General features: G+C 67.4%; 12 protein-coding genes. 10 read left to right on the forward strand and 2 right to left on the reverse strand.

Features of this window, described 5'->3' with window-relative positions; translation table 11 throughout:
• The 4 genes from ROZ37_RS19505 to ROZ37_RS19520 form a co-directional block, all read left to right on the forward strand.
• A partial coding sequence (locus tag ROZ37_RS19505; RefSeq protein ID WP_312662120.1) for a hypothetical protein occupies positions 1–1,360 on the forward strand: 1,360 nt, incomplete at its 5' end.
• 217 nt (positions 1,361–1,577) lie between these two features.
• Positions 1,578–3,695 (forward strand): hypothetical protein, encoded by a 2,118-nt coding sequence (locus ROZ37_RS19510; RefSeq protein WP_312662122.1) that lies wholly within the window; start codon positions 1,578–1,580, stop codon positions 3,693–3,695.
• A 131-nt stretch (positions 3,696–3,826) separates the two neighbouring features.
• Complete coding sequence (locus tag ROZ37_RS19515) at positions 3,827–5,176, forward strand: hypothetical protein (protein WP_312662124.1); 1,350 nt, start codon at positions 3,827–3,829, stop codon at positions 5,174–5,176.
• A 598-nt stretch (positions 5,177–5,774) separates the two neighbouring features.
• On the forward strand, positions 5,775–6,491 hold the full coding sequence (locus ROZ37_RS19520; RefSeq protein WP_312662126.1) for a response regulator: 717 nt from the start codon (positions 5,775–5,777) through the stop codon (positions 6,489–6,491).
• Here the strand turns inward: ROZ37_RS19520 and ROZ37_RS19525 are convergent.
• On the reverse strand, positions 6,478–9,495 hold the full coding sequence (locus ROZ37_RS19525; protein ID WP_312662129.1) for an ATP-binding protein: 3,018 nt from the start codon (positions 9,493–9,495) through the stop codon (positions 6,478–6,480). The genes ROZ37_RS19520 and ROZ37_RS19525 overlap by 14 nt on opposite strands.
• A gap of 218 nt (positions 9,496–9,713) precedes the next feature.
• Between ROZ37_RS19525 and torT the strand changes: the two genes are divergently transcribed.
• A complete protein-coding gene (gene torT, locus ROZ37_RS19530) occupies positions 9,714–10,799 on the forward strand; it encodes a TMAO reductase system periplasmic protein TorT (protein WP_312662132.1) in 1,086 nt (361 codons plus the stop codon).
• 286 nt (positions 10,800–11,085) lie between these two features.
• On the opposite strand, the gene ROZ37_RS19535 is transcribed toward torT, so the two are convergent.
• Entirely contained in the window at positions 11,086–13,746 is a 2,661-nt protein-coding gene (locus ROZ37_RS19535) for a molybdopterin-dependent oxidoreductase (protein ID WP_312662135.1), read from the reverse strand.
• 319 nt (positions 13,747–14,065) lie between these two features.
• Between ROZ37_RS19535 and ROZ37_RS19540 the strand changes: the two genes are divergently transcribed.
• The 5 genes from ROZ37_RS19540 to torD all read left to right on the forward strand — a co-directional run bounded on the left by ROZ37_RS19540 (position 14,066) and on the right by torD (position 20,115).
• Complete coding sequence (locus tag ROZ37_RS19540) at positions 14,066–14,815, forward strand: TorF family putative porin (protein ID WP_312662138.1); 750 nt, start codon at positions 14,066–14,068, stop codon at positions 14,813–14,815.
• A 529-nt stretch (positions 14,816–15,344) separates the two neighbouring features.
• The gene (locus ROZ37_RS19545; RefSeq protein ID WP_312662141.1) at positions 15,345–15,530 is read left to right on the forward strand and encodes a hypothetical protein; all 186 of its coding nucleotides are present in this window, start codon (positions 15,345–15,347) and stop codon (positions 15,528–15,530) included.
• A 68-nt stretch (positions 15,531–15,598) separates the two neighbouring features.
• Positions 15,599–16,825, forward strand: coding sequence for a pentaheme c-type cytochrome TorC (gene torC / locus ROZ37_RS19550; RefSeq protein ID WP_312662144.1), 1,227 nt, complete (start codon positions 15,599–15,601; stop codon positions 16,823–16,825).
• A gap of 18 nt (positions 16,826–16,843) precedes the next feature.
• Positions 16,844–19,366: a trimethylamine-N-oxide reductase TorA gene (torA, locus tag ROZ37_RS19555; protein WP_312662146.1), complete on the forward strand. Its 2,523-nt coding sequence runs from the start codon at positions 16,844–16,846 to the stop codon at positions 19,364–19,366.
• The gene (torD, locus tag ROZ37_RS19560) at positions 19,366–20,115 is read left to right on the forward strand and encodes a molecular chaperone TorD (protein ID WP_312662148.1); all 750 of its coding nucleotides are present in this window, start codon (positions 19,366–19,368) and stop codon (positions 20,113–20,115) included. The genes torA and torD overlap by 1 nt, the downstream gene beginning before the upstream one ends.
• Positions 20,116–20,155: the final 40 nt, after the last annotated feature.

Genomic DNA, 20,155 nt, shown 5'->3' on the forward strand with positions numbered 1-20,155 from the left:
AGACCCCTCGATGAACTGGATCAAATGGAGCGCGCTGGTGCTGCTCGCCGCACTCGCCGCCGGCACCGCCTGGGCGTTCGACGCCCAACTCGAACGGCAGCAGCAGACACGTGCGACCGAGGCCGAGCGGGCCCGCCGGCAGCAGACCGAGACCGAACGCCACCGCTTCGCCGCACAGGTCGTCGGGCTGCAGTGGCTCAATCCGCTTATGCGCAGAGGCTACCCAACCGAATGGAATGCACTCCGGACCCTCGGTCTTGCCAAGCCGAACGCGGATGACCTACAGGTCAAGAACAAACCTGAGTTTTTTGCCACGGTACGCCCGGTCGCCGGCATCGCTTTCAACCTGTTCGGCAAGCAAACCTTTGAGGGCTACTTTCAACGGTACGCGATCGATCTCTTCGCCAAGCTCTGGGAACGTTACTTCATGAGCCGGCATTACTTTTACTCGGTCGCCAAAGGCCGGCGTCCGCCGCGCGACGTCGCCGGCATCCGCGTCGAACTGGCACTGCCGCAAGGGCTAGACGCCGGCGAGAGCGCCGTCCACCTCAGGGACGAGATCATCAGCGCATTCGGGACCAACGACCCGAAGTATTCGCCCAGCGGCACGCCGCCCGACGTGCACGTGCATCAGGGCGGGCCCGCAGCCGGTTTCACGTCGCTCGACGCCGCGCTCGACTATCTCGAAGCCCATCCCGACAAGACCGTGTGGGTCGTCGCCTTCGATGCGCCGTCGTTTCCGAAGGATGAGCAGATCAATGAGACCGGCGCGCTGCTCGTGCTCGCGCATCCGGATTATCAAACCGGCCGCGAACCGCTCGCGTGGATCCACCGCCCCAGCCGCACACCCGTCGGCGACGCCGGGGCGACTTGGGCGTGGCGCGAGACATTTGCCGACGTCGCGAAGCAGGGCGAGCTCGAACCCGCCGCGCTCGGCTACGTGATCCACGACGCCGGCCAGGGCAGCGCCGAGGCGAGCCGACGCGTCGGACCGCTCGCGCAGGCGATGACCGAGACGCTCCCGAGCAAACCGTTCCTCGAGCACAGCTTCAACACCGCAGCACTGCTCGGCGAACTCCGCGCCGGCACCGCCGCAACGAACCTGGTCCTCGCGATCGCCTACGCGCACCACCGCAACGTCCCGGTCGTCGTCGCCGCCACCCCTGAGACCTTCGCCGGCGAAGCCCGCGCCGACGAGCCTTCCGTCACCGCCGTCCTCGTGCGCCCACCCGGGCACCCGACCCCGTTCGACCCCGCCAAACCCTGGTTCCGCGCCCGCGGCGAAGGCAACGCCTACCTGCCCTGGTGGTCCCGCCGCCACAACGCCGAGCCCCAGCGCATGCAGGGCTGGTCGGATTGACGGGGCTCACGAGACGTTCCGTCTGCCACCGAGACGAGCACACCGAAACGCGGATGCGCGTGAGCGATCGGAGGTGGGCGGTCGTCAACTCACCTCATCCTGGGACGTCGAAGACCTCTCGATGAACTGGACCAACTGGACAGCTCTGCTGCTCGGCACGCTCACCGTCGACATCGCCCGAGTCGAATTCGGCTTGCCGCGCGAGGCCTGAACGCCAATGACCTTCTCCCGACCCCTTGCCCAAGCCCAGGCGCTGCTGCAGCCGGCGAAGGACTGCCACGAGGCGGCTGCGCCGCTCGCGCTGCCGGGCATCATCATCCTGGTGCATGGCGTCAACTCCGACGGCGAGTGGTTCGACGCCACCGAGCGGGGCCTGTGTGCCGGCCTCAACACCCGGCTCGGCCGGCGCGACGAGCAGATGCACACGAAGGGCGTCCCGGGGGGGCAGCTCACGCCCGCGGTTTATACGCCCGAACTCGACCCGAATGGCTTTGTCGATCCCAAACGCAAGGCGACGAACTTCATCACCGCCGAACCACATCATTCCCCGGTGATCCGCTTCCGCTGGGGCTACAAGGCGCACCGCGACGATCTCAACCACTTCGGCCCCAACGTCTGGCTCAACGAGCACAACTACTGGGGCGGCGGACCGTTCGCGAACGGCTGCACCGCGCTCGCCGATCTGTGGAGCGAGGGCCTCGACGACCGCTTGTTCCTGTGGCTCACCGCCCAGCACCTGAATCCCGAACCCGGCCGCGACGTCTACGGGTGCCCGCCGCGCCACTACTACGCGTTCGCCGCCTTGCGCCTCGCCGAACTCGTCCGGCTCGTGCGTCAGAAGCAGGCCGACGTGCCGATCACGCTCGTATGCCACAGCCAGGGCAACATGATCGGTCTCGCGGCCGCGTTCTACGGCGCTCACTTCGGCGAGGTGACCGACCGCCACGGCAAGCGCGCCCCCGCCATCGCCGACAATTACGTGCTGGCGAACGCGCCCTACAGCCTCGTCGGCTCCCTGGGCGCGGACAACTGGGTTCAGCGACGCAGCGTGAACGCCCACGGCCAGAGCGGGCGACAGACCGGACAGGCGCGCAGCGACACCCTCGCAAACTTCTTTGCGCTGATCCGGGCGCGCCAAGGGACCGATCAGCCGGCCGACGACATCGACTGCTGGGTGGGCAACGGCTCGCCTCGCGACGGCAGCCCCGCCTATCGCTTCGCCCACGACGAAGGCGCCAGGAAGGGACAGGTCAGGCTCTACTGCAATCCGCACGATCGCGTGATCTCCGCGGAGACGATCCAGGGGATCGGCTGGCGCGGGATGTCGAAGGACGAAATCAATGCGACCGGCGCGGCGGGCGTGCTGGGGCAACGCGTGTGGGCCCAGGGGCATGAGGTCGGAAACACCGGCTATTCCTATTCCTACGTCCGGGCGGACCGGCCCTTCTGGCATCCGGCGTCGCGACCAGCCCGGTTCGATCTGGTGCGCGGGCTCGAAGCCGGAGAGAGCGCCGTCGCGAAGTTCTTCACGACGCTCACCGCCCCCGCGGTCTGGGCGGTCGTGCGCGTCGCCGGCACCTTGGGCGGCTTGAAGATCAACGCCGAGCCACGCGAGGACTGGACGATCCCCATCAACGCACCCGAACTGAAGACAAAGCATGTGCCGCAGGCCGAACGTCTCGGCCGGCCCACGGCGTTCGACCAGGATCGGGATCCGGACCACGACCTCCTGCGCCCCAGGGGCGAAGCCACCGCGGGAAACCCCGACGACCCGTACGAGGCGTTCCGCTCCGACCCTGCGGATGACGCGTTGCGCAGCGACGAGCAGACCGAAGCCCGGCTGCGCTACGAGCATCGCGCGAGGCTGCGCATGAAGGACCGCCGCCGCGGCGGCGACGCCGCGACCGAGAAACCGCGCGACGAACAGGCCGACCCCGAGTGGGTCGCGTGGTCGCGTGAACAGATCGCGGGCTTTCTGAAGGAGAGCATCGACCAGCATGCGACCGACCACAGCACGATCATGACCTGCTCCGCGAATATCGAAAAAGTGCTCGCCTGGGACGTCCCGGTCGGCGTGAGCCGCCTCACGAGCGAGGACTGGCACGAGTTGCGGGTCGCCGCCGACTGGCAGTTGGGCCGGGCCTTGGATCCCCTGCACCCTCACGGCAAATTCAACTTCTATTTCGAGAAGGGCCGCTGGAAGGACGGCAACGAAGAAAAGCGGCTGCACGAGCATCCACAGTTCAACCCGAAATCCGTCCCCTCGCCGCTGCCGCCGGGCATCGTCGACGAGCGCGAGAACCAGTCGGGCTGGCATCCGGGAGCGTGGCTGTGAGCGGCCGCCGCAACCTTGCGTTGGGCCTCGTGCTGGCCGCCGCGCTCGCGATGGCCGCCTGGTTCCTGTCTCCCCGCCTGGCGTCACCCGCCACCTGGCCCACCCCCTCATTCAACTTCGGAGACCCCTCGATGAACTGGATCAAATGGAGCGCGCTGGTGCTGCTCGCCGCACTCGCCGCCGGCACCGCCTGGGCGTTCGACGCCCAACTCGAACGGCAGCAGCAGACACGTGCGACCGAGGCCGAGCGGGCCCGCCGGCAACACACCGAAACCGAACGCCATCACTTCGCCGCACAGGTTGTCGGGCTGCAGTGGCTTAACCCGTTGCAACGCCGCGACTACCCGACCGAATGGCAGGCACTGTGGACCCTTGGCCTCGTCAAGCCGAACGCGGACGACTGGCAGGTCAAGAATGATCCGGAGTTCTTCGGATCGGTTCGCCCGGTCGCCGGCATCGCTTTCAACCTCTTCGGCAAGCAAACCTTTGAGGGCTACTTCCAACGGTACGCGATCGATCTCTTCGCCAAGCTCTGGGAGCGTTACTTCATGACCTCGCAATACTTCTACTCGGTCGCCAAAGGCCGTAAGCCGTCGCGCGACGTCGCCGGCATCCGAGTTGAATTGACGCTGCCGCAAGGGCTCGCGACCGACGAGAGCGCGATCTACCTCCGGAACGAGATCATCAGCGCGTTCGGGACCAACGACCCGAAGTATTCGCCCAGCGGCACGCCGCCCGACGTGCACGTACATCAGGGCGGGCCCGCGACCGGCTTCGCGACGCTCGACGCCGCGCTCGATTATCTCGAAGCCCATCCCGACAGGACCGTGTGGGTCATCGCGTTCGATGCGCCGTCGTTTCCGAAGGATGAGCAGCTCAACGAGACCGGCGCACTGCTCGTGCTCGCGCATCCGGATTATCCAACCGGCCGCGAACCGCTCGCGTGGATCCACCGCGCGAGCCGGGTGCCGGTCGGCGACGCCGGGGCGGCGGCGGCGTGGCGCGAGGCGTTCGCCGACGTCGCGAAGCGGGGCGAGCTCGAACCCGCCGCACTCGGCTACGTGATCCACGACGCCGGCCAGGGCAGCGCCGAGGCGAGCCGACGCATCGGACCGCTCGCGCAGGCGATGACCGAGACGCTCCCCGCCAAGCCGTTTCTCGAGCACAGCTTCGACACCGCGGCGCTGCTCGGCGAGCTCCGGGCCGGTACCGCCGCGACCAACCTGGTCCTTGCGATCGCCTACGCGCATCACCGCAACGTCCCCGTCGTCGTCGCCGCCACCGGCGAGACCTTCGCGGGTGAAGCCCGCGCCGACGGCCCCGCCGTCACCGCCGTCCTGGTGCGCCCGCCCGCGCATCCGACCCCGTTCGACCCCGCCAAACCCTGGTTCCGCGCCCGCGGCGAAGGCAACGCCTACCTGCCCTGGTGGTCCCGCCGCCACAACGCCGAGCCCCAGCGTATGCAGGGCTGGTCGGACTGACGGGGCTGCAAGACAAGTTTGGCGCTCGTTTCGACGAGCCACTTGATGCGGGGCGGAGCATGGAAGACCACAAACGCTCTTCCCAGCCCACCCCGTTATCCACTGCCGAACCGACATGACCTGAAATAAATGGGACCCGCCGCTGCTGCTCGGCGCGCTCGCCTCCCGCATGGCTTCGGCGTTCGACGCCCACCTCGACAGGCGGCAGGCGCACGCGGCCGACGTCGAGCGGGCCACGCTTGGCGCAGACCGAAACTGTCAGCGGCCGTCGCATCCTCGCACGGAGCATCCTGCTGACAGACGCGCTTGCCACCACCGCCTCACCGCTCTGGCCCACGCCCCACGCCCCACGCCCCACGCCGACATCTCATCCGCCTGGCTCATCGGATTTTTCGACTTTGGAAACCCCCTCGACGGACCGGGACAAATGGAGCCCGCGGGCCTGGATGACAGGGGACGCAGTCGCGCGACCCGGCACTCGCCCCAGTACTTCAACCCGGCACTTCAACCCGGCGCTTCAACAGGGAATCCCGATATAATCGGCGCACCCCTGCGGCCAACACTGATCGGCCATCCGTTCCACGAAAGTTCCGCGCCCGTGATCGAGAATCGACCCAGCCTCCTTGTCGTCGACGACGACCCGGTAACCCGCGCGCGGCTCGAGGCCTATTTTTCCGAGGCCGGCTACGATATCCATGCAGCCGGCAACGGCGAGAAGATGTGGGACGTTCTGCACGCGCAGTCGATCGACGTCGTGTTGCTCGACGTCGGTCTGCCCGGCAAGGACGGGCTGGAGCTCGCGCGGGAGTTGCGCGCGCACGACGAGCGCCTCGGCATCATCCTCGTGACGGGCCGCAGCGACGACATCGACAAGATCGTCGGCCTCGAATCCGGCGCCGACGACTACGTCACCAAACCCTTCAATTCACGTGAGCTGCTCGCACGGGTCAAGATCGTCCTGCGCGGCAATCGCAACCGGCCCGCGGGGCAGGAGCAGGCTGCGTATCGCTTCGGCAACTGGACCATCCACATCGCGCAGCGGCGCATCGTCGGCAGCGACGGCCGGCGGGAAAACCTGACACGCGGCGAATTCGAACTGCTCGCGAGCCTCGTGCGCCGGCCCGGCATCGTGCTGAGCCGCGACCGGCTGATGCAGAACGTCAGCCACCGCGCGTGGGATCCGAACGACCGCACGATCGACGTGCTGATTTCGCGGCTGCGCGAGAAGCTCGAAGCCGACCCGAAGAATCCCGAGCTGATCCTGACGGTGCGCGGCGAAGGGTATCTGCTCGCCGCCGACGTCACTCCGCTGTAGTCGACCGCGGGGGCCGCGGGCTCGCCTGTTCCTCGACGGCGAGGCGCTTCACGAGCGCGTCGCAAGCCCGGTCGCACTCTCCGCACAAGGCGTCGATCATCAGTTCAAGGTCCGCCGGGTCGCGCGCCGGGTCGCGCGCGGCGACTTCGAGCCGCTTCGATGCCGCACCGACCCGCGCGAAACCGAGGTTGCCCGCCGCGCCGGCGAGCCGGTGCGCGCGTTTCGCGAGCGCATCCCGATCGCCGACCGCGACGCTGTGTTCGAACTCGACGAAGGCCGCCGTCGCATCCTCGCGGAAGAGGTCGAGCAGGTGCGCGAACGTGCGTGCGCCGAGGCTCGCGAGTTCGCCGGCGAGGTAGTCCTCGTCGATCGGCGCATCCCCGCCGGTCGGCGCGAAATCCCCGGCGAGCTCGCCGCCCTCCCCGCCAGCGGGTCGCTGTTCCTCGGCCGGGACCAACGCGCCCTTCCCGGTCGTCGCCGCGGCGAGGGCGCGCGCGAGTTCGGCGCGGTCGAAGGGCTTGCCGAGAAAGCCCGCGATCCCGGCGGCGGCGAATTGCTCGAAAGCGTCGCCCGACACGTGCGCCGACATCGCGACGACCGGCACGCCGGCCCAGCGGCCGTCATCGATTCCTCGGATTGCGCGTGCCACTTCGATGCCGGAAGCGCCCGGCAGGCTGATGTCCATCAACACCGCGTCGAGTCCGTCGGTGCGCCGGTGCAGCAATTCGAGCGCCGCCTCGCCGTCTTCCGCGACCAGCGGGCGGTGGCCGAGCGATTCGAGGTAGCGCGCGCAGACGATGCGATTGATCTCGTCGTCCTCGACGAGCAGCACGTCGAGCGGCCGCTGCGCCGGCGCTGACGTGTCCGCATCGTCCCGCGGCCGGTCGTCGAGGAAGTCGGCGAGTTCGAATCCGAGTTCGAAGCGCACCTGCGTGCCGCGGCCCGGAACGCTGTCGAGCCCGATCCGGCCGCCGAGCAACTCGACGAGCCGCTGGCAGATCGCGAGTCCGAGGCCCGTCCCGCCATGGCGGCGCTGACTCGCGTCCTCGACTTGCACGAAGGGTTTGAACACCTCGGCGCAATGCTCGGGCGCAATGCCGATACCGGTGTCGCTGACCGTGAAGGCGAGCGTCGCCCGCTCGCGGGCGACAGGCTGGACGGCACGCACCGACACGGTGACCGAGCCTTCGTCGGTGAACTTGATCGCGTTGCCGATGACGTTCAGCAGGATCTGGTTGAGCTTGCGGCGGTCGCCGACCAGGATGTCGGGCACGTCCGGCGCGATGTCGCGCACCAGCGCGATCCCTTTCGCGCGGGCGCTCACGCCCTGCAGCACGAGCATGTTGTCGATCGCGTCGCGCAGCGAGAACGGGAGATGCTCGAAGTCGAGCTTGCCGGCTTCCAGGCGCGAGTAGCTCAGCATGTCCTCGAGGATCTCGAGCAGGGTCGCGTTCGCGTAGCCGATCATCCGCACGTACTCCTGCTGGGTCGGGTCGAGGCCGGTGTCGTGCAGCAACTGCACGCTGCCGCTGACACCCGACAGCGGCGTGCGCAGTTCGTGGCTCAGCGTCGCGAGGAACATGTTCTTCGCGCTGTTGGCTTCCTCGGCCTCGCGGCGCGCGACCGCGTGCTCGGCGACTTCGTGTTCGAGCAGCGAGTTGCTGCGCTGCAGCTCGGCGGTCCGCGCCGCGACCTGGTCCTCGAGCTCGTGCTGGTGACGCCGCAGTTCGCATTCCAGGCGCTCGCGCTCGCGCGCGTTGTCGCGGAACTGCTCCAGCGCCCGCGCCAGCGGACCGAGCGGATCGTTGCCGGGCGTGGCGATCGCGACGTCGAAATCGCCGCGGCCGAGCGCCCGCACCGCCGCCTCCATCCCCTGCAGCCGGCCGAGCAGATGGTGCCGGAACAGCACCCACAGCGTCGCGATCAGCGCGAAGAACAGCATCGCCGCGACTGCGAGGAAGCCGATCATCCCGCGGTCGACGGCGCGCTTCGATTCGCCTCCGGCCGCGTCGATCGCGACCCTCGCGGCACTCACGAGCGCGCCGACCTGCTCGGTGAGCTGGGCGCCGAGGGCGGCACCGTCGTCGCGCAACCGGCGGAAGGCGCCGGCGCGCTCGAGCCGGTCCTGCGAGAGCGCGAACAGGCCGTCCGGCTCGACCGCGCTCGCGAGCACTTCGTATTCGACGATGCCGCTGCGCTTACGCGCCGGATCGGGAATGTCCTGCAGGCGCCTTTGCAGCACTTCGAGGTTCGCGGCGAAGTCCGCCTGCAGCGCCGCCAGCGCTTCGCGGCTTTCCTCACGCTCGGCGCGCTCGAGCAGCGTCCTGAGCCTGAAGCACACCAACTGCAGTTCGGCCATGCGCTCCATGCGGTCGATGTTCACCTCGACGAGGCGGTCGAGCGACTCGAACACGCGCTCCTTCGGCGGCCCCGAATCGACGAGCGGATAGAGGCCGGACACGGTCGCGATCGTCGAGGTCGAAGCGTTCGCCGCCAGCGACTCCGCGAGACTCACGAGCGCGAGCACGGCGCGCCGGTTCTCCGCGAGCAGGGTCCGCTCGCGGTCGCCGAGTTCGATCCGCTGCCTGACGTCATCGACCTGGTGCGCGAGGTTGGCCGCGATCGCGTCGAGCGTCGCGGCAGCCGACACGCTGAGGTCCGACTCGAAATGCTGCCGGTCGAGGCGTTGCAGCAGGCCCCGAATCTCGGCGAGCTGCTCGCCGAACGTGCGCTGCAGCCGGTCCACCTCGGCCGAGGACGCCGCGCGGCCGAGCTGCTCGACGAGCGCGGCGACGCGCGTATTGAGCCTCGCGACCCCCTGCACCGCATCGACCGCGGGCACGGCGTCGTCGATGAGCGCGCGCTGCGTCGCGACGACCTGCTGGAAGCTCAGCCAAGCGGTCGCGGCGACGACGACCGTCAGCAGCGCCGCCGCCGCGAGGACGAGCAGCACCTTGCCGATCAGGCCGAAGCGCGCATCGAGCCGTTCGATCCAGGCGTTCATCACGATGCGCCGCGCGGCGGACCACGACGCCGCGCGGGGTGGCCGAAGGAAGTCGAGGAAATGGCGGGGAAAATGGCGTTGTTCGCGTCGCGCGGTTGGACTACCATTTTGCGCGCCCGTCGCGCCCCGGGGCAACGATTCCGATGGCCGGCCTTCCCCGTCGCCGGCTGCGATCGCGGCGCTTTTCGCTCCGCCCGACCGGGCGCCTGCCTGCCCCAATGACCCTCATCCGGCGCTTCCCCTTTTTCGTCGCAACCGCGCTGCTCGCGCTGTCAGCCGCGGCACCCGTCTCGGGCGGCACGCGCGAAGTCGTGCGCTGGGAGCCGCCGTTCGATTACACGCGCGCGCCCAGTTCCTCGCGCTACATCCCGACACGGCCGGCGACGCGGCCCTGGACGCTGTGCGCAGTGTTTCCGCACATCAAGGACGCGTACTGGCTCGGCGTCGATTACGGCATGGTCGACGAGGCGCGGCGGCTCGGCGTCGAGCTGCGCCTCTTCGAGGCCGGCGGCTATCCGAACGAGCAGATTCAGCGCGACCAGTTGAAGTCCTGCGGCGCGGATCCCGACGTCGACGCGGTGATCCTCGGCACCGTGTCCTTCGACGGTCTCGCCGACGTCATCGCCGACGTCGCACGCCGCATCCCGGTGCTTGCGACCGTCAATGACATCGCCGACGACGGCATCGCGGCGAAGGTCGGCGTGTCGTGGTACGAGATGGGGCGGCGCGCCGGCGAATACCTCGCCCGCCGCCACCCGGAGAACGGGCCGCCCGTGCCGATCGCGTGGTTTCCCGGGCCGCGCGGCGCGGGCTGGGTGCCTTTCGTCGACCGCGGCTTCCGGGACGCGATCGCGGGCAGCCGCATCGTGATCGACGCGACGGCGTGGGGCGACACCGCAAAATCGGTGCAGCGCAACCTCGTGCAGGAGACACTCGACCGGCATCCGCAGGTCCGCTATCTGGTCGGCAACGCGCTGATGGCCGAGGCGGCGATCAGCGTGCTGCGCGAGCGCGGGCTGCAGGACAAGGTCGGCATCGTCGCCACCTATTTCACCCCGGCGGTATACCGCGGCATTCTGCGCGGACGCATCCTCGCCGCGCCGTCGGACGCGCCGGTGCTGCAGGGACGGCTGTCGGTCGGCCAGGCGGTCGATCTCCTCGAAGGGCGTCCGGTGGCCCGGCACATCGGCCCGCGCGTGCAGGTCGTCGATCGCGCCGGCCTCAGCCGCATCGACCTCGGCGACTCGCTGCCGCCGAGCACCTTCATGCCGCAGTTCCGCTACTCGCCCCCTGCGGCGCGATAAATCTCCAGGCCCCGCGCGTCCGCTCGCTTGGATCGGGTCGAAGGTCTGGCGGGGGACGGGCGGCGAGCCCGGGCTTCGACAGGCTCGGCCTGAACGGGATCCAAAGTGCGTTGCTCAAATACGTCCGTTCGCCCCGAGCCCGTCGAAGGGCGCTGGCACGGGCGTCGCCCCCGAGCCTGAATCCAGCGGCTCTCCGAAGCGCGGCCCATCAATGCCGAAGCCCGGCTCGTGACCGGGCTTCGCGCGCCGGCACCCCGGTCGGAGCGCCGTCGTGTACCGGACCGCCTTACATCACGGCCGCGTCCTTGGCGTTTTTCTCCAGGAAGTCGAGCACGATCTTCTTCTGCGCATCGTCCAGGCCGGCGCGCGGGAACATGCTCTGCGTGATGCCGTGCCATTGCTTCTTCGTGTAGTCACCGGGCTCGCGCGGCACGTGGCACAGCGTGCAGCGCTCGTAGAACAGTTTCTCGCCCGGCGTCATGCTCGCCATCGTCGCGCCCTTCAGCGCCGCGGCGCGCTCGAAGAGCTTCATGCCGGCGACGTCGAGCGCGAGCTTGCCGGCCTTCTCGACCGGCGGCGGCTCGTACGCGCGGTTCTCGGACTCCGCGTCGGTGCACTTCTTGATGCTCGCGATGCAGGTGTTCGCGCTCGTCGCCTGGCTCAGGCCGCTCGACGCGACGCTGGTCGTGATGATGTTGATCGCGCCGCTGTTGCAGCGTCCCTTCGAGTCGAGCTGGATCCAATTGCCTTCCTCGAGGCTGACGACGCCCTTCATGATCTGGTCGGTGACGACCGCACCGGCGATCAGCGCGCCGCGCTCGTTGTAGAGCTCGACGAGGTCACCGCTCTTGATGCCGTTCGCCCTGGCATCCTCGACGCTGACGCGCACGTGCTGGCGGCCCTTGACGTTCTCGTACTTGCGCACGTCGGCGTTGGCCATCTGCGAATGCACGCGGTTGAACGGGTGCGGGCTGACGACATGCACCTGGCCGGGCTTCGCGTTGCCGAGGTATTCCGCCGGCTCGAGGAATTTCGGGATCGGCGGGCAGTCGGCCACCTTGAAGCTGTCGATCTCGGAGCAATACACCTCGATCTTGCCGGACTTGGTGTGCAGCGGGTTCTTCACCGGGTCGGTGTAGAAGTCGCCGTGGCGCACCCACTTGCGCATCTTCTCGGGGACATCGATCTTCACGATGCCCTTCTCCCAGAACTCGTCGAACGGCACCTTCGGATTCGTGCGGTCGTACGACTCGCGCAGGATCTGCTGCACCGTCTTGCCTTCGGAGAACTGGAAGCCGACGCCCATCAGCTCGCCCAGGCGGCGGAAGATCTCGAAGTCGTCGAGGCTCTCGCCGTAGGGCTGAATCACCTGGCGCATCGCGTAGATCTTGTCGTTGCTGTAGGTGCCGCCGCTGCTCATGTCGTCGCGTTCGAGCGCAGACGTCGCCGGCAGCACGATGTCGGAGAAGCGCGACGATGCGCACCACCACGGATCCTGGCAGATCACCGTGCGCACCTTCTTGTTCATCGCACGCAGCAGCTCGTTCGTGTCCTGCTGGTGGGACACGAAGTTGTTGCCGGCGTTGTAGATCAGGTGCACGTCCGGGTAGGTGTGCGTCGCGCCGTCACGGGTGTATTGCTTGCCGGGGTTCATCAGCATCTCGCTGATGCGCGACGCGGGGCAGCGCGTCTTCACGGGGTTGCGTCCCTGCGACAGGCCGACCGGCATCGGGTGATTCGACTGCGGCATGCCACCGCCGCCGTAGTGCCAGCTGAAGCCGACGCCCTGGCCCGGCTTGCCGATCTTGCCGAGCATCGCGGCGAAATTGATGATCGCCCAGTGCGTCATCTCGCCGTGGTGCGCGCGCTGCAGCGCCCAGGCGCCGGCGAACTGCGTCCGCTTCGACGCAAAGAGGTCGGCAAGCTCGACGATCTTCTGCGCCGGGATGCCGGTGATCTTCGCGGCCCATTCGGGCGTCTTCGGCGGCGTGCCGTCGGCGTCCTTGCCGAGCAAGTAGGGCAGGAACTTGTCGAAGCCGACCGTGTATTTGTCGAGGTAGGCCTTGTCGTGCTTGCCCGTCGTATAGACGTGATAGGCCATCCCGAGGAAGAGCGCGACGTCGGTGTTCGGCACGATCTTCACCCACTCCGAGCCGAGCGCCTCGTCGGTCGTCGTGTATTGCGGGTTGATCGAGATGAACTTCACGCCGCGCTCCTTGATGAGCTTCCAGCGCGGGAACATCTGGTGGTCGGCGACTGTGTATTCGATGCGGTTGTTCTTCCACGGGTCGCAGCCGATCCACACCATCACCTCGGTGTGCTCGGCCATCACTTCCCACGCGGTCTGCGGCGAATACACCTCCATGTCGCCGATGATGTGCGGCAGGCTGATCTGCGACGCGCCGCCGGAGTAGTCGCCGGTCGTCACCGAATGCCCGCCGATCAGACCGAAGAGCCGGCCCTGCAGCACTTGCGGGCGCAGCAGGCCGGCGTGCGACCAACCGCCGTAGGAGCTGCTGAAGAGCGCCTCGTTGCCGTGCTGCTCGGCGGTCGTCAGGATCGCGTTCGCGGTGATCGCGAGGATCTCGTCCCAGGTCACGCGCACGAACGGTTCCTTGCCGCGCAAGTGCGGCTTGGTGTCGCCGGTTGGGTTGGCGAGGTAGGACTTGCGCACCATCGGGTACATCACGCGCGTCTTGTGATACACGCGGCTGATCAGGCCTTCGGTGAGCATCTTCGTCGGCATCGCGTCGATGTCGGAGAGCGGCTGGATGCCGACGAGCACGCCTTTCTTCACGACGGCCTTGAACGGCCCCCAGTGGCTCGCGCTCGGGATCACCACCGTATCGGCGCCGAACACCTCGCCCGCGCCGAACCACGCCAGCCCATTCGCGGCGACCGCCGATGCGACGGACGCCTTCAGAAATTCCCTTCTCGACATGCTCATGATTTGTCTCTCCATCAAGTGCCGGTTGCCTGGATACCTTTTCCGAGCACCATCCTAGAGAGCGGCGATGAACAGTCCGCGCGGTTTTGTTGTCGCCGCGCGGGGATTCGTTAACCGACGTTAACAGTGTTGCGCGGCCTCGTGGCCGCCTGCCCGCGAGCGGCGCGGGAATCGCCCGAAACCGCGTCGCCCGGCGGTTTACAAAGTCCGCCTCGCGATTCACCTTTTTCGGCGCTGCCATTCATCTCCGCTCCCCATCATGCGAAGCTAACGAGTCCGGTGGACGGACCCGGATTGCAACGACGATGAGGTAGGAAAAATGAAAAGCCAATGCACGAAGCTGATGCTCGCGGGGGTCGCACTCGCGCTGACCTGTACCGCGCAGGCGGAGGACAAGCCGGTGGTCCTCGGCGGCACGATCGGCGCGTCGGTGAAGTTCGCGACCGACTACGTGTTCCGCGGCGAGTCGGAAACGGTCAGCGGAGAAGTGCCGGCGGTGCAGGCATCGCTCACGTGGACGCATTCGAGCGGCACCTACCTCGGCTATTTCGGCTCGACGAACAAGTTCGAGGGCTCGCCCGACATCTACGCGGTCGTCGGCCCCTACCTCGGCAAGTTCGGCACGATCGGCGACAGCGGCTTCAACTACAACGTGATGGCCTTTTCGTACCAGTACCCCGGCGCGAACCGCTACAACTACAGCGAGTTGTACATGTACCTCGACCGCGACGTCGGGCCGGTGAACCTCAAGCTCGAAGTCACGCCGACGCTCGACGACTGGTTCGGCGTCGACGGCTGGAAGGGCGTGAACTATGCGATCCATCCGAAAGTCGCGCTCGCCGGGGGCTGGGGTGTCGACGGTTCCGTCGGTTACCAGGAGCTGACCGGTCACGGTGCCGAGGGCTGGCGGCACTGGAACGTCGGCGTCACGAAAGCGATGTGGGGGCTGAACTTCGACCTGCGCTACCACGACACCGACGTCGATAGCAGCCACAAGGTCTATGGCGACCGCGACGGGCGCAAGATCTTCAAGGAGCGCGTCGTCTTCGCCGTCTCGAAGAGCTTCTGAGCGCGGGCGAGGTGCCGCAGTTGGACTGCACGATGTTCGACGGCAGCGCCCCGGACCGAGTGGACGGCCGGGCGCTCCGGCTCGCCGGAGCCGGGACGAGCCGGTCGACGCGACGACCGAAGTCGCTCGCTTCGGTCTCGACCGGCCGCTTCCCGTATGCGGGAGATCGCCCCCGCGTCCGGCCCTTCCAGGGCAGTCTGCACCCGGTCCACGGGCCTCGTCGCGCGGTGCCACGCGCCCGCGCCGGTTCGCGTCGCGAACATCGAGGGACGCTCGCGCGTCTGGTCGCGCTCGGGTTTGACCTCCGCGCATTCGGGGACTTCAATGCATCATCCGGGCGTTTCAGCCGCGGATCTGCGACAGCCTCGCGAGGCTTTCCCGCCCCCGTTCGGGTCGGTTGCGCGGCAGGTTCCTTCTCCGGGTTTTCTGCCACCGCGACGGTCCCCGCAAGCGGGACGAGCGCATGCGGTTGGGAAGGAATGAATCCATGCCGACTTCGCGCATTTTGACCATCGACAGGGATGGACCGATGAAGAACGAATTGCGCGGGATCTCCGTGCCGACCGGCGAAGCCGAAACCAGCCACCGCAACGATTGGGCGTCCTTCCTGCTGCTCGCCTTCGTCGGCCTGCCGGTGACGATGGTCGCGCTGATTGCGGCCTACGGCTTCATTGTCTGGTTCCTGCAGATCCTCTTCTTCGGCCCGCCTTCCTGATTTCCGCCAAAGCTGACGCTCATGGGCGCGCGCTCGCGCCTGTCCGGTCATTAGACAGGAGCAACCTCATGAAGAAGATGTTCGGATCCATCCGTCGCCTGTTCCTCAGGCCCTCGGCGAGGATCGGGCTCGGGATATTGGTGGCCGGCGGTTTCATCGCCGGCGCGCTGGCGTGGGCCGGTTTCGACAGGGCCATGAAAGCAACCAACGAGGAGGCGTTCTGCATCAGTTGTCACACGATGAACGACAACCTGCTCCCCGAACTGCAGAAGACGGTGCACTGGAACAACCGTACCGGCGTGCGCGCGCGCTGCCCCGACTGCCATGTGCCGCATGGGTTCACCGACAAGGTGGCGCGCAAGATGCAGGCGAGCCGCGAAGTGTGGGGGCATCTCATCGGCACCATCGGCACGCGAGAGAAGTTCAAGGAACACCGCATCGTGCTGGCACAGCGCGAGTGGGCGCGCTTCGCCGCCAACGGCTCCAAGGAATGCCGTGCCTGTCACGACTACAAGGACATGGACTTCGAGCGCATGCGGCCGGCCTCCCAGGTGGCGATGCGCAACGCCGCAAAGCGAAACCAGAGCTGCGTGGACTGCCACAAGGGGATCGCCCACCAGTTGCCCGACATGAAGGGCGCCCACAACCCGGCCTTCGACACGCTCGTGTCCGCCGCCGCGGGTCAGAGCATCGAGCAAGGCGGGGAATACTTCGTCGTGGTGCCGCAGGACCTGTTTGCCGACGAGGTACTCACCAACAAGGTGGGTTCGATCGAGGTCGCCGCAAAGGTGAAGGTGCTGGAGACGACGGGCGATGCGCAGCAGGTCGAGCTCACGCTGTGGCGCAAGAACAAGGGTTATGGCCGCGTCTGGTACGGACATTTCGGCCTCAACATCACCGGCGCGGTCCTCACGAAGGAGATCGCACGCGACGAGCAGTTCGTCACTGTTCTGGAGTCGAAGGAAGACCCGCTGACCGGACTCGAATGGCAGCAGGTGACTGCCAAAGCCTGGATTCCGGCCGGGAGCCTGATCGACAGCGCCGAGCCGATCTGGACGATCGCGCGATCGAGCTACAGCACGAGCTGCAGCGTCTGCCACCGGCAGCCGGACGAAGCGCACTTCGACGCCAACACCTGGCCGGGGCTGTTCGGCGGGATGGTCGGCTTCACGAACATGGACGAGGACACGGCGAAGGTCGTGCTGAAGTACCTGCAAACCCATTCGTCCGATTTCAGCACGACGGAGCACGGCGCGGGTTCGCCCGACAGCACGTTGCAGACGGCGCGCCCTTGATCAGGGAGTGACAACAACATGAACTACTCGCGACGCGGCTTTCTGAAGGCGATGACGCTCTTGTCGGGCGCGGGCCTGGTCGCGCCCAGCCTGCTGGTGCCCCGCCGGGCCGGGGCGGCCGCCCCATCCACCGCCGGCGCGGCCGCGACCGACGACATCAGAACCTGGAAGATCACCGGCTCGCACTTCGGGGCAATCCGCGCGAAGGTGGTGGGCGACCGCGTCGTGGAGGTCCGGCCGTTCGAGCACGACAAGAACCCGACCGAGATGATCAACGGCATCATCGGTTTGATCTACGGTCCCTCGCGGGTGCGCTACCCGATGGTGCGGCTCGACTGGTACCGCAAGCGCCATCTGAGCGACACGAGCCAGCGCGGCGACAACCGCTTCGTGCGAGTCGGCTGGGACGAGGCGATCGATCTCTTCTACTCCGAACTGGAGCGCATCCAGAAGGACTATGGCCCCTGGGCGCTGCATACCGGCGGAGTCGGGTGGCGCTCGGTGGGGCAGGTCCACAGCTGCGGCAACCACATGGTGCGGGGCGTCGGCATGCACGGTCGCAGCGTCGGGACGGCGGGCGACTATTCGACCGGGGCCGGGCAGACGATCCTGCCCTACGTGCTGGGCTCGACCGAAGTCTATTCCCAGGGCACCTCGTGGGACGTGATCCTGGACGAGAGCAAGCTGATCGTGTTCTGGGCGAACGACCCGATCAAGAATCTGCAGGTTGGCTGGAATACCGAAACGCACGAAGCCTACGCGTACTACGAGCAGCTCAAGCAGAAGATCGCCGCCAAGGGCATCCGCGTGATCTGCGTCGACCCGGTGAAGAGCAAGACGCAGAACTACCTCGCGGCCGAGCACCAATACGTGAACCCGATGACCGATGTGCCGCTAATGCTGGCGATCGCACACACGTTGGTGAAGGAGAACCTCCACGACAAGAAATTCCTCGACACCTATACGCTCGGCTTCGAACGCTTCCTGCCCTACCTCCAGGGCACGGGCGAGGACGGGGTCGAGAAGACACCCGAATGGGCGGCGACGATCTGCGGCATCCCGGCCGACCGAATCCGCGAACTCGCCCGGCTGATGGCGAAGAACCGCACCCAGCTGATCTTCGGCTGGGCGATCCAGCGCCAGCAGCACGGCGAGCAGCCCTACTGGATGGGCGCGGTGCTGGCAGCGATGCTGGGGCAGATCGGACTGCCGGGCGGCGGCATCAGCTACGCGCATCACTACAGCTCGGTCGGCGTGTCCTCGTCAGGCGCCGCGATGCCCGGCGCGTTCCCGCTGAACCTCGACCCGGGCCGCAAACCGAAGCACGACAACACCGACTACAAGGGCTACAGCGCCGTGCTCCCGATCGCGCGCGTGATCGACGCGCTGCTCGAGCCGGGAAAGGAAATCGACTTCAACGGCAACAAGGTCAAGCTGGCACCTTACAAGATGGCGATCTTCACGGGCTGCAACCAGTGGCATCGGCAGCCGCAGCGCAACCGCATGAAGGAGGCATGGCAAAAGCTCGAGACGGTCGTCGCGATCGACTACAACTGGACCGCCACCTGCCGCTTCGCCGACATCGTGCTGCCCGCGTGTACGCCCTACGAGCGCAACGACATCGACGCGTACGGCTCCTACAGCAACCGCGGCATCATCGCGATGCAGAAACTCATCGATCCGCTGTTCCATTCGCGCTCGGATTTCGACATCTTTCGCGCGCTGACCCGCCGGTTCAACCGCGACAACGAATACACCCGCGGCCTCGACGAGATGCAGTGGGTGGAGAAGCTCTACGAAGATTGCCGAAAGGAGAACGGCCTCAAGGACATCCCGATGCCGCCTTTCGCGGAGTTCTGGAAGAAGGGCTTCGTGCTGTTTCCCGAAGGCAAACCGTGGGTGAGGCACGCCGATTTCCGCGACGATGCCGAAGTAAACGCGCTCGGCACGCCGTCCGGGTTCATCGAGATCTTCAGCCGCAAGATCGAACGCTACGGCTACCCCGATTGCAAGGGCCATCCGGTGTGGATGGAAAAGATCGAGCGTTCGCACGGCGGCCCCGGCTCGGACCGCCACCCCCTGTGGCTGCAATCGGTGCACCCCGACAAACGCCTGCACTCCCAACTGTGCGAGTCCGAGCCGCTGCGCGCGACCTACGCGATCCAGGGCCGCGAGCCGGTGTTCATCAGCCCCGCCGATGCCTCTGCCCGCGGGATCAAGCATGGCGACCTCGTGCGGGTGTTCAACGACCGCGGCCAATTGCTCGCGGGCGCCAACGTGTCGGACAACTTTCCGCCCGGCGTCGTGCGCATCCAGGAGGGCGCGTGGTACGGTCCGACCGGCCCGGACATGGGCACGCTCGATACCTACGGCGACCCCAATACGCTGACGCTCGACATCGGTACCTCCAGCCTCGCGCAGGCGACCAGCGCCAACACGTGCCTCGTGCAGATCGAGAAGTTCACCGGCACGGCCCCGCCGGTGATGTCTTTCGGCGGGCCGATCGAAGTCGACCCCGAAGGCAGGGAGGTCAAGGTTTGATGAGCGAGGCAGACGGCCCGGAAGTGGGCCGGGAGGCGACGGGCGCAGCCCTCGATATTGCCGACTGGCAGCTCGCCTGCCGGCAGCGGGCGCTGGTGTATGGATGGCTGTCCACGCTGTACGCCGCCGAAGTGCCGTCGAAGACGCTTTCCGCCTATTTCGCCGGTGACGCCGCGCCGCTACTCGACGGCCTCGCCGCGCTCGGCCTCGATACCGAGGTCCGACGACTGCGGGCGGCGCTCGCGACGCTCGCTGAAGCGCAGTATCCCGCCCTCGAACTGGCGGCCGACTTCGCCCAGCTCTTCCTTCTCGACAACAAGACCGGCGCCTCGCCGTACGCGTCGGTGTATGACGGCGAAGATCCGCGTTTCTGCGGTGCGGCCGAAGCGAGGATGCGCGCTTTCCTCGCCGGGTCCGCGCTCGCGATCCGTGATGAATTCAAGGAACCGGCCGACCATCTGGCGATTCACCTCGCGATCGTCGCGCGCCTGGCCGAACAGCATGGCGACGCGGACGATGTCGGGGCGGCGGCGAGCGACGCCGCAGCCTTCCTCCGCGACGCCCTGCTGGTCTGGCTCCCCGGCTTCGCGTCCCGGTGCGACGGGGCAAAGCCGCAATTCGATTTCTATCCCGCGCTCGCCGCACTGACGCTGGCATTCGTGCGCCAGGACGAGTTCTTCCTGTGCGATGCCGCGGGCGGCGGGGATTTGTCGGCGTCCACGGCTCGGCAAAAGAGGGGCGGGGCGTAAACGCGCGCTTCGACGCCGCGGTTGTCACGGCGCGGGTCGC

Origin of the sequence: Aromatoleum sp. (assembly GCF_032027225.1) — a bacterium.
Taxonomy (GTDB): domain Bacteria; phylum Pseudomonadota; class Gammaproteobacteria; order Burkholderiales; family Rhodocyclaceae; genus Aromatoleum.

What these genes read in the sequence shown, in the direction of transcription:
- ROZ37_RS19535 (WP_312662135.1), bottom strand. Translation starts at nt 13,746, where the DNA reads ATGAGCATGTCGAGAAGGGAATTTCTGAAGGCGTCCGTCGCATCGGCG.
- torA (WP_312662146.1), top strand. Translation starts at nt 16,844, where the DNA reads ATGAACTACTCGCGACGCGGCTTTCTGAAGGCGATGACGCTCTTGTCG.
- torC (WP_312662144.1), top strand. Translation starts at nt 15,599, where the DNA reads ATGAAGAAGATGTTCGGATCCATCCGTCGCCTGTTCCTCAGGCCCTCG.
- ROZ37_RS19525 (WP_312662129.1), bottom strand. Translation starts at nt 9,495, where the DNA reads ATGAACGCCTGGATCGAACGGCTCGATGCGCGCTTCGGCCTGATCGGC.
- ROZ37_RS19540 (WP_312662138.1), top strand. Translation starts at nt 14,066, where the DNA reads ATGAAAAGCCAATGCACGAAGCTGATGCTCGCGGGGGTCGCACTCGCG.
- torT (WP_312662132.1), top strand. Translation starts at nt 9,714, where the DNA reads ATGACCCTCATCCGGCGCTTCCCCTTTTTCGTCGCAACCGCGCTGCTC.
- ROZ37_RS19545 (WP_312662141.1), top strand. Translation starts at nt 15,345, where the DNA reads ATGAAGAACGAATTGCGCGGGATCTCCGTGCCGACCGGCGAAGCCGAA.
- ROZ37_RS19510 (WP_312662122.1), top strand. Translation starts at nt 1,578, where the DNA reads ATGACCTTCTCCCGACCCCTTGCCCAAGCCCAGGCGCTGCTGCAGCCG.
- torD (WP_312662148.1), top strand. Translation starts at nt 19,366, where the DNA reads ATGAGCGAGGCAGACGGCCCGGAAGTGGGCCGGGAGGCGACGGGCGCA.
- ROZ37_RS19515 (WP_312662124.1), top strand. Translation starts at nt 3,827, where the DNA reads ATGAACTGGATCAAATGGAGCGCGCTGGTGCTGCTCGCCGCACTCGCC.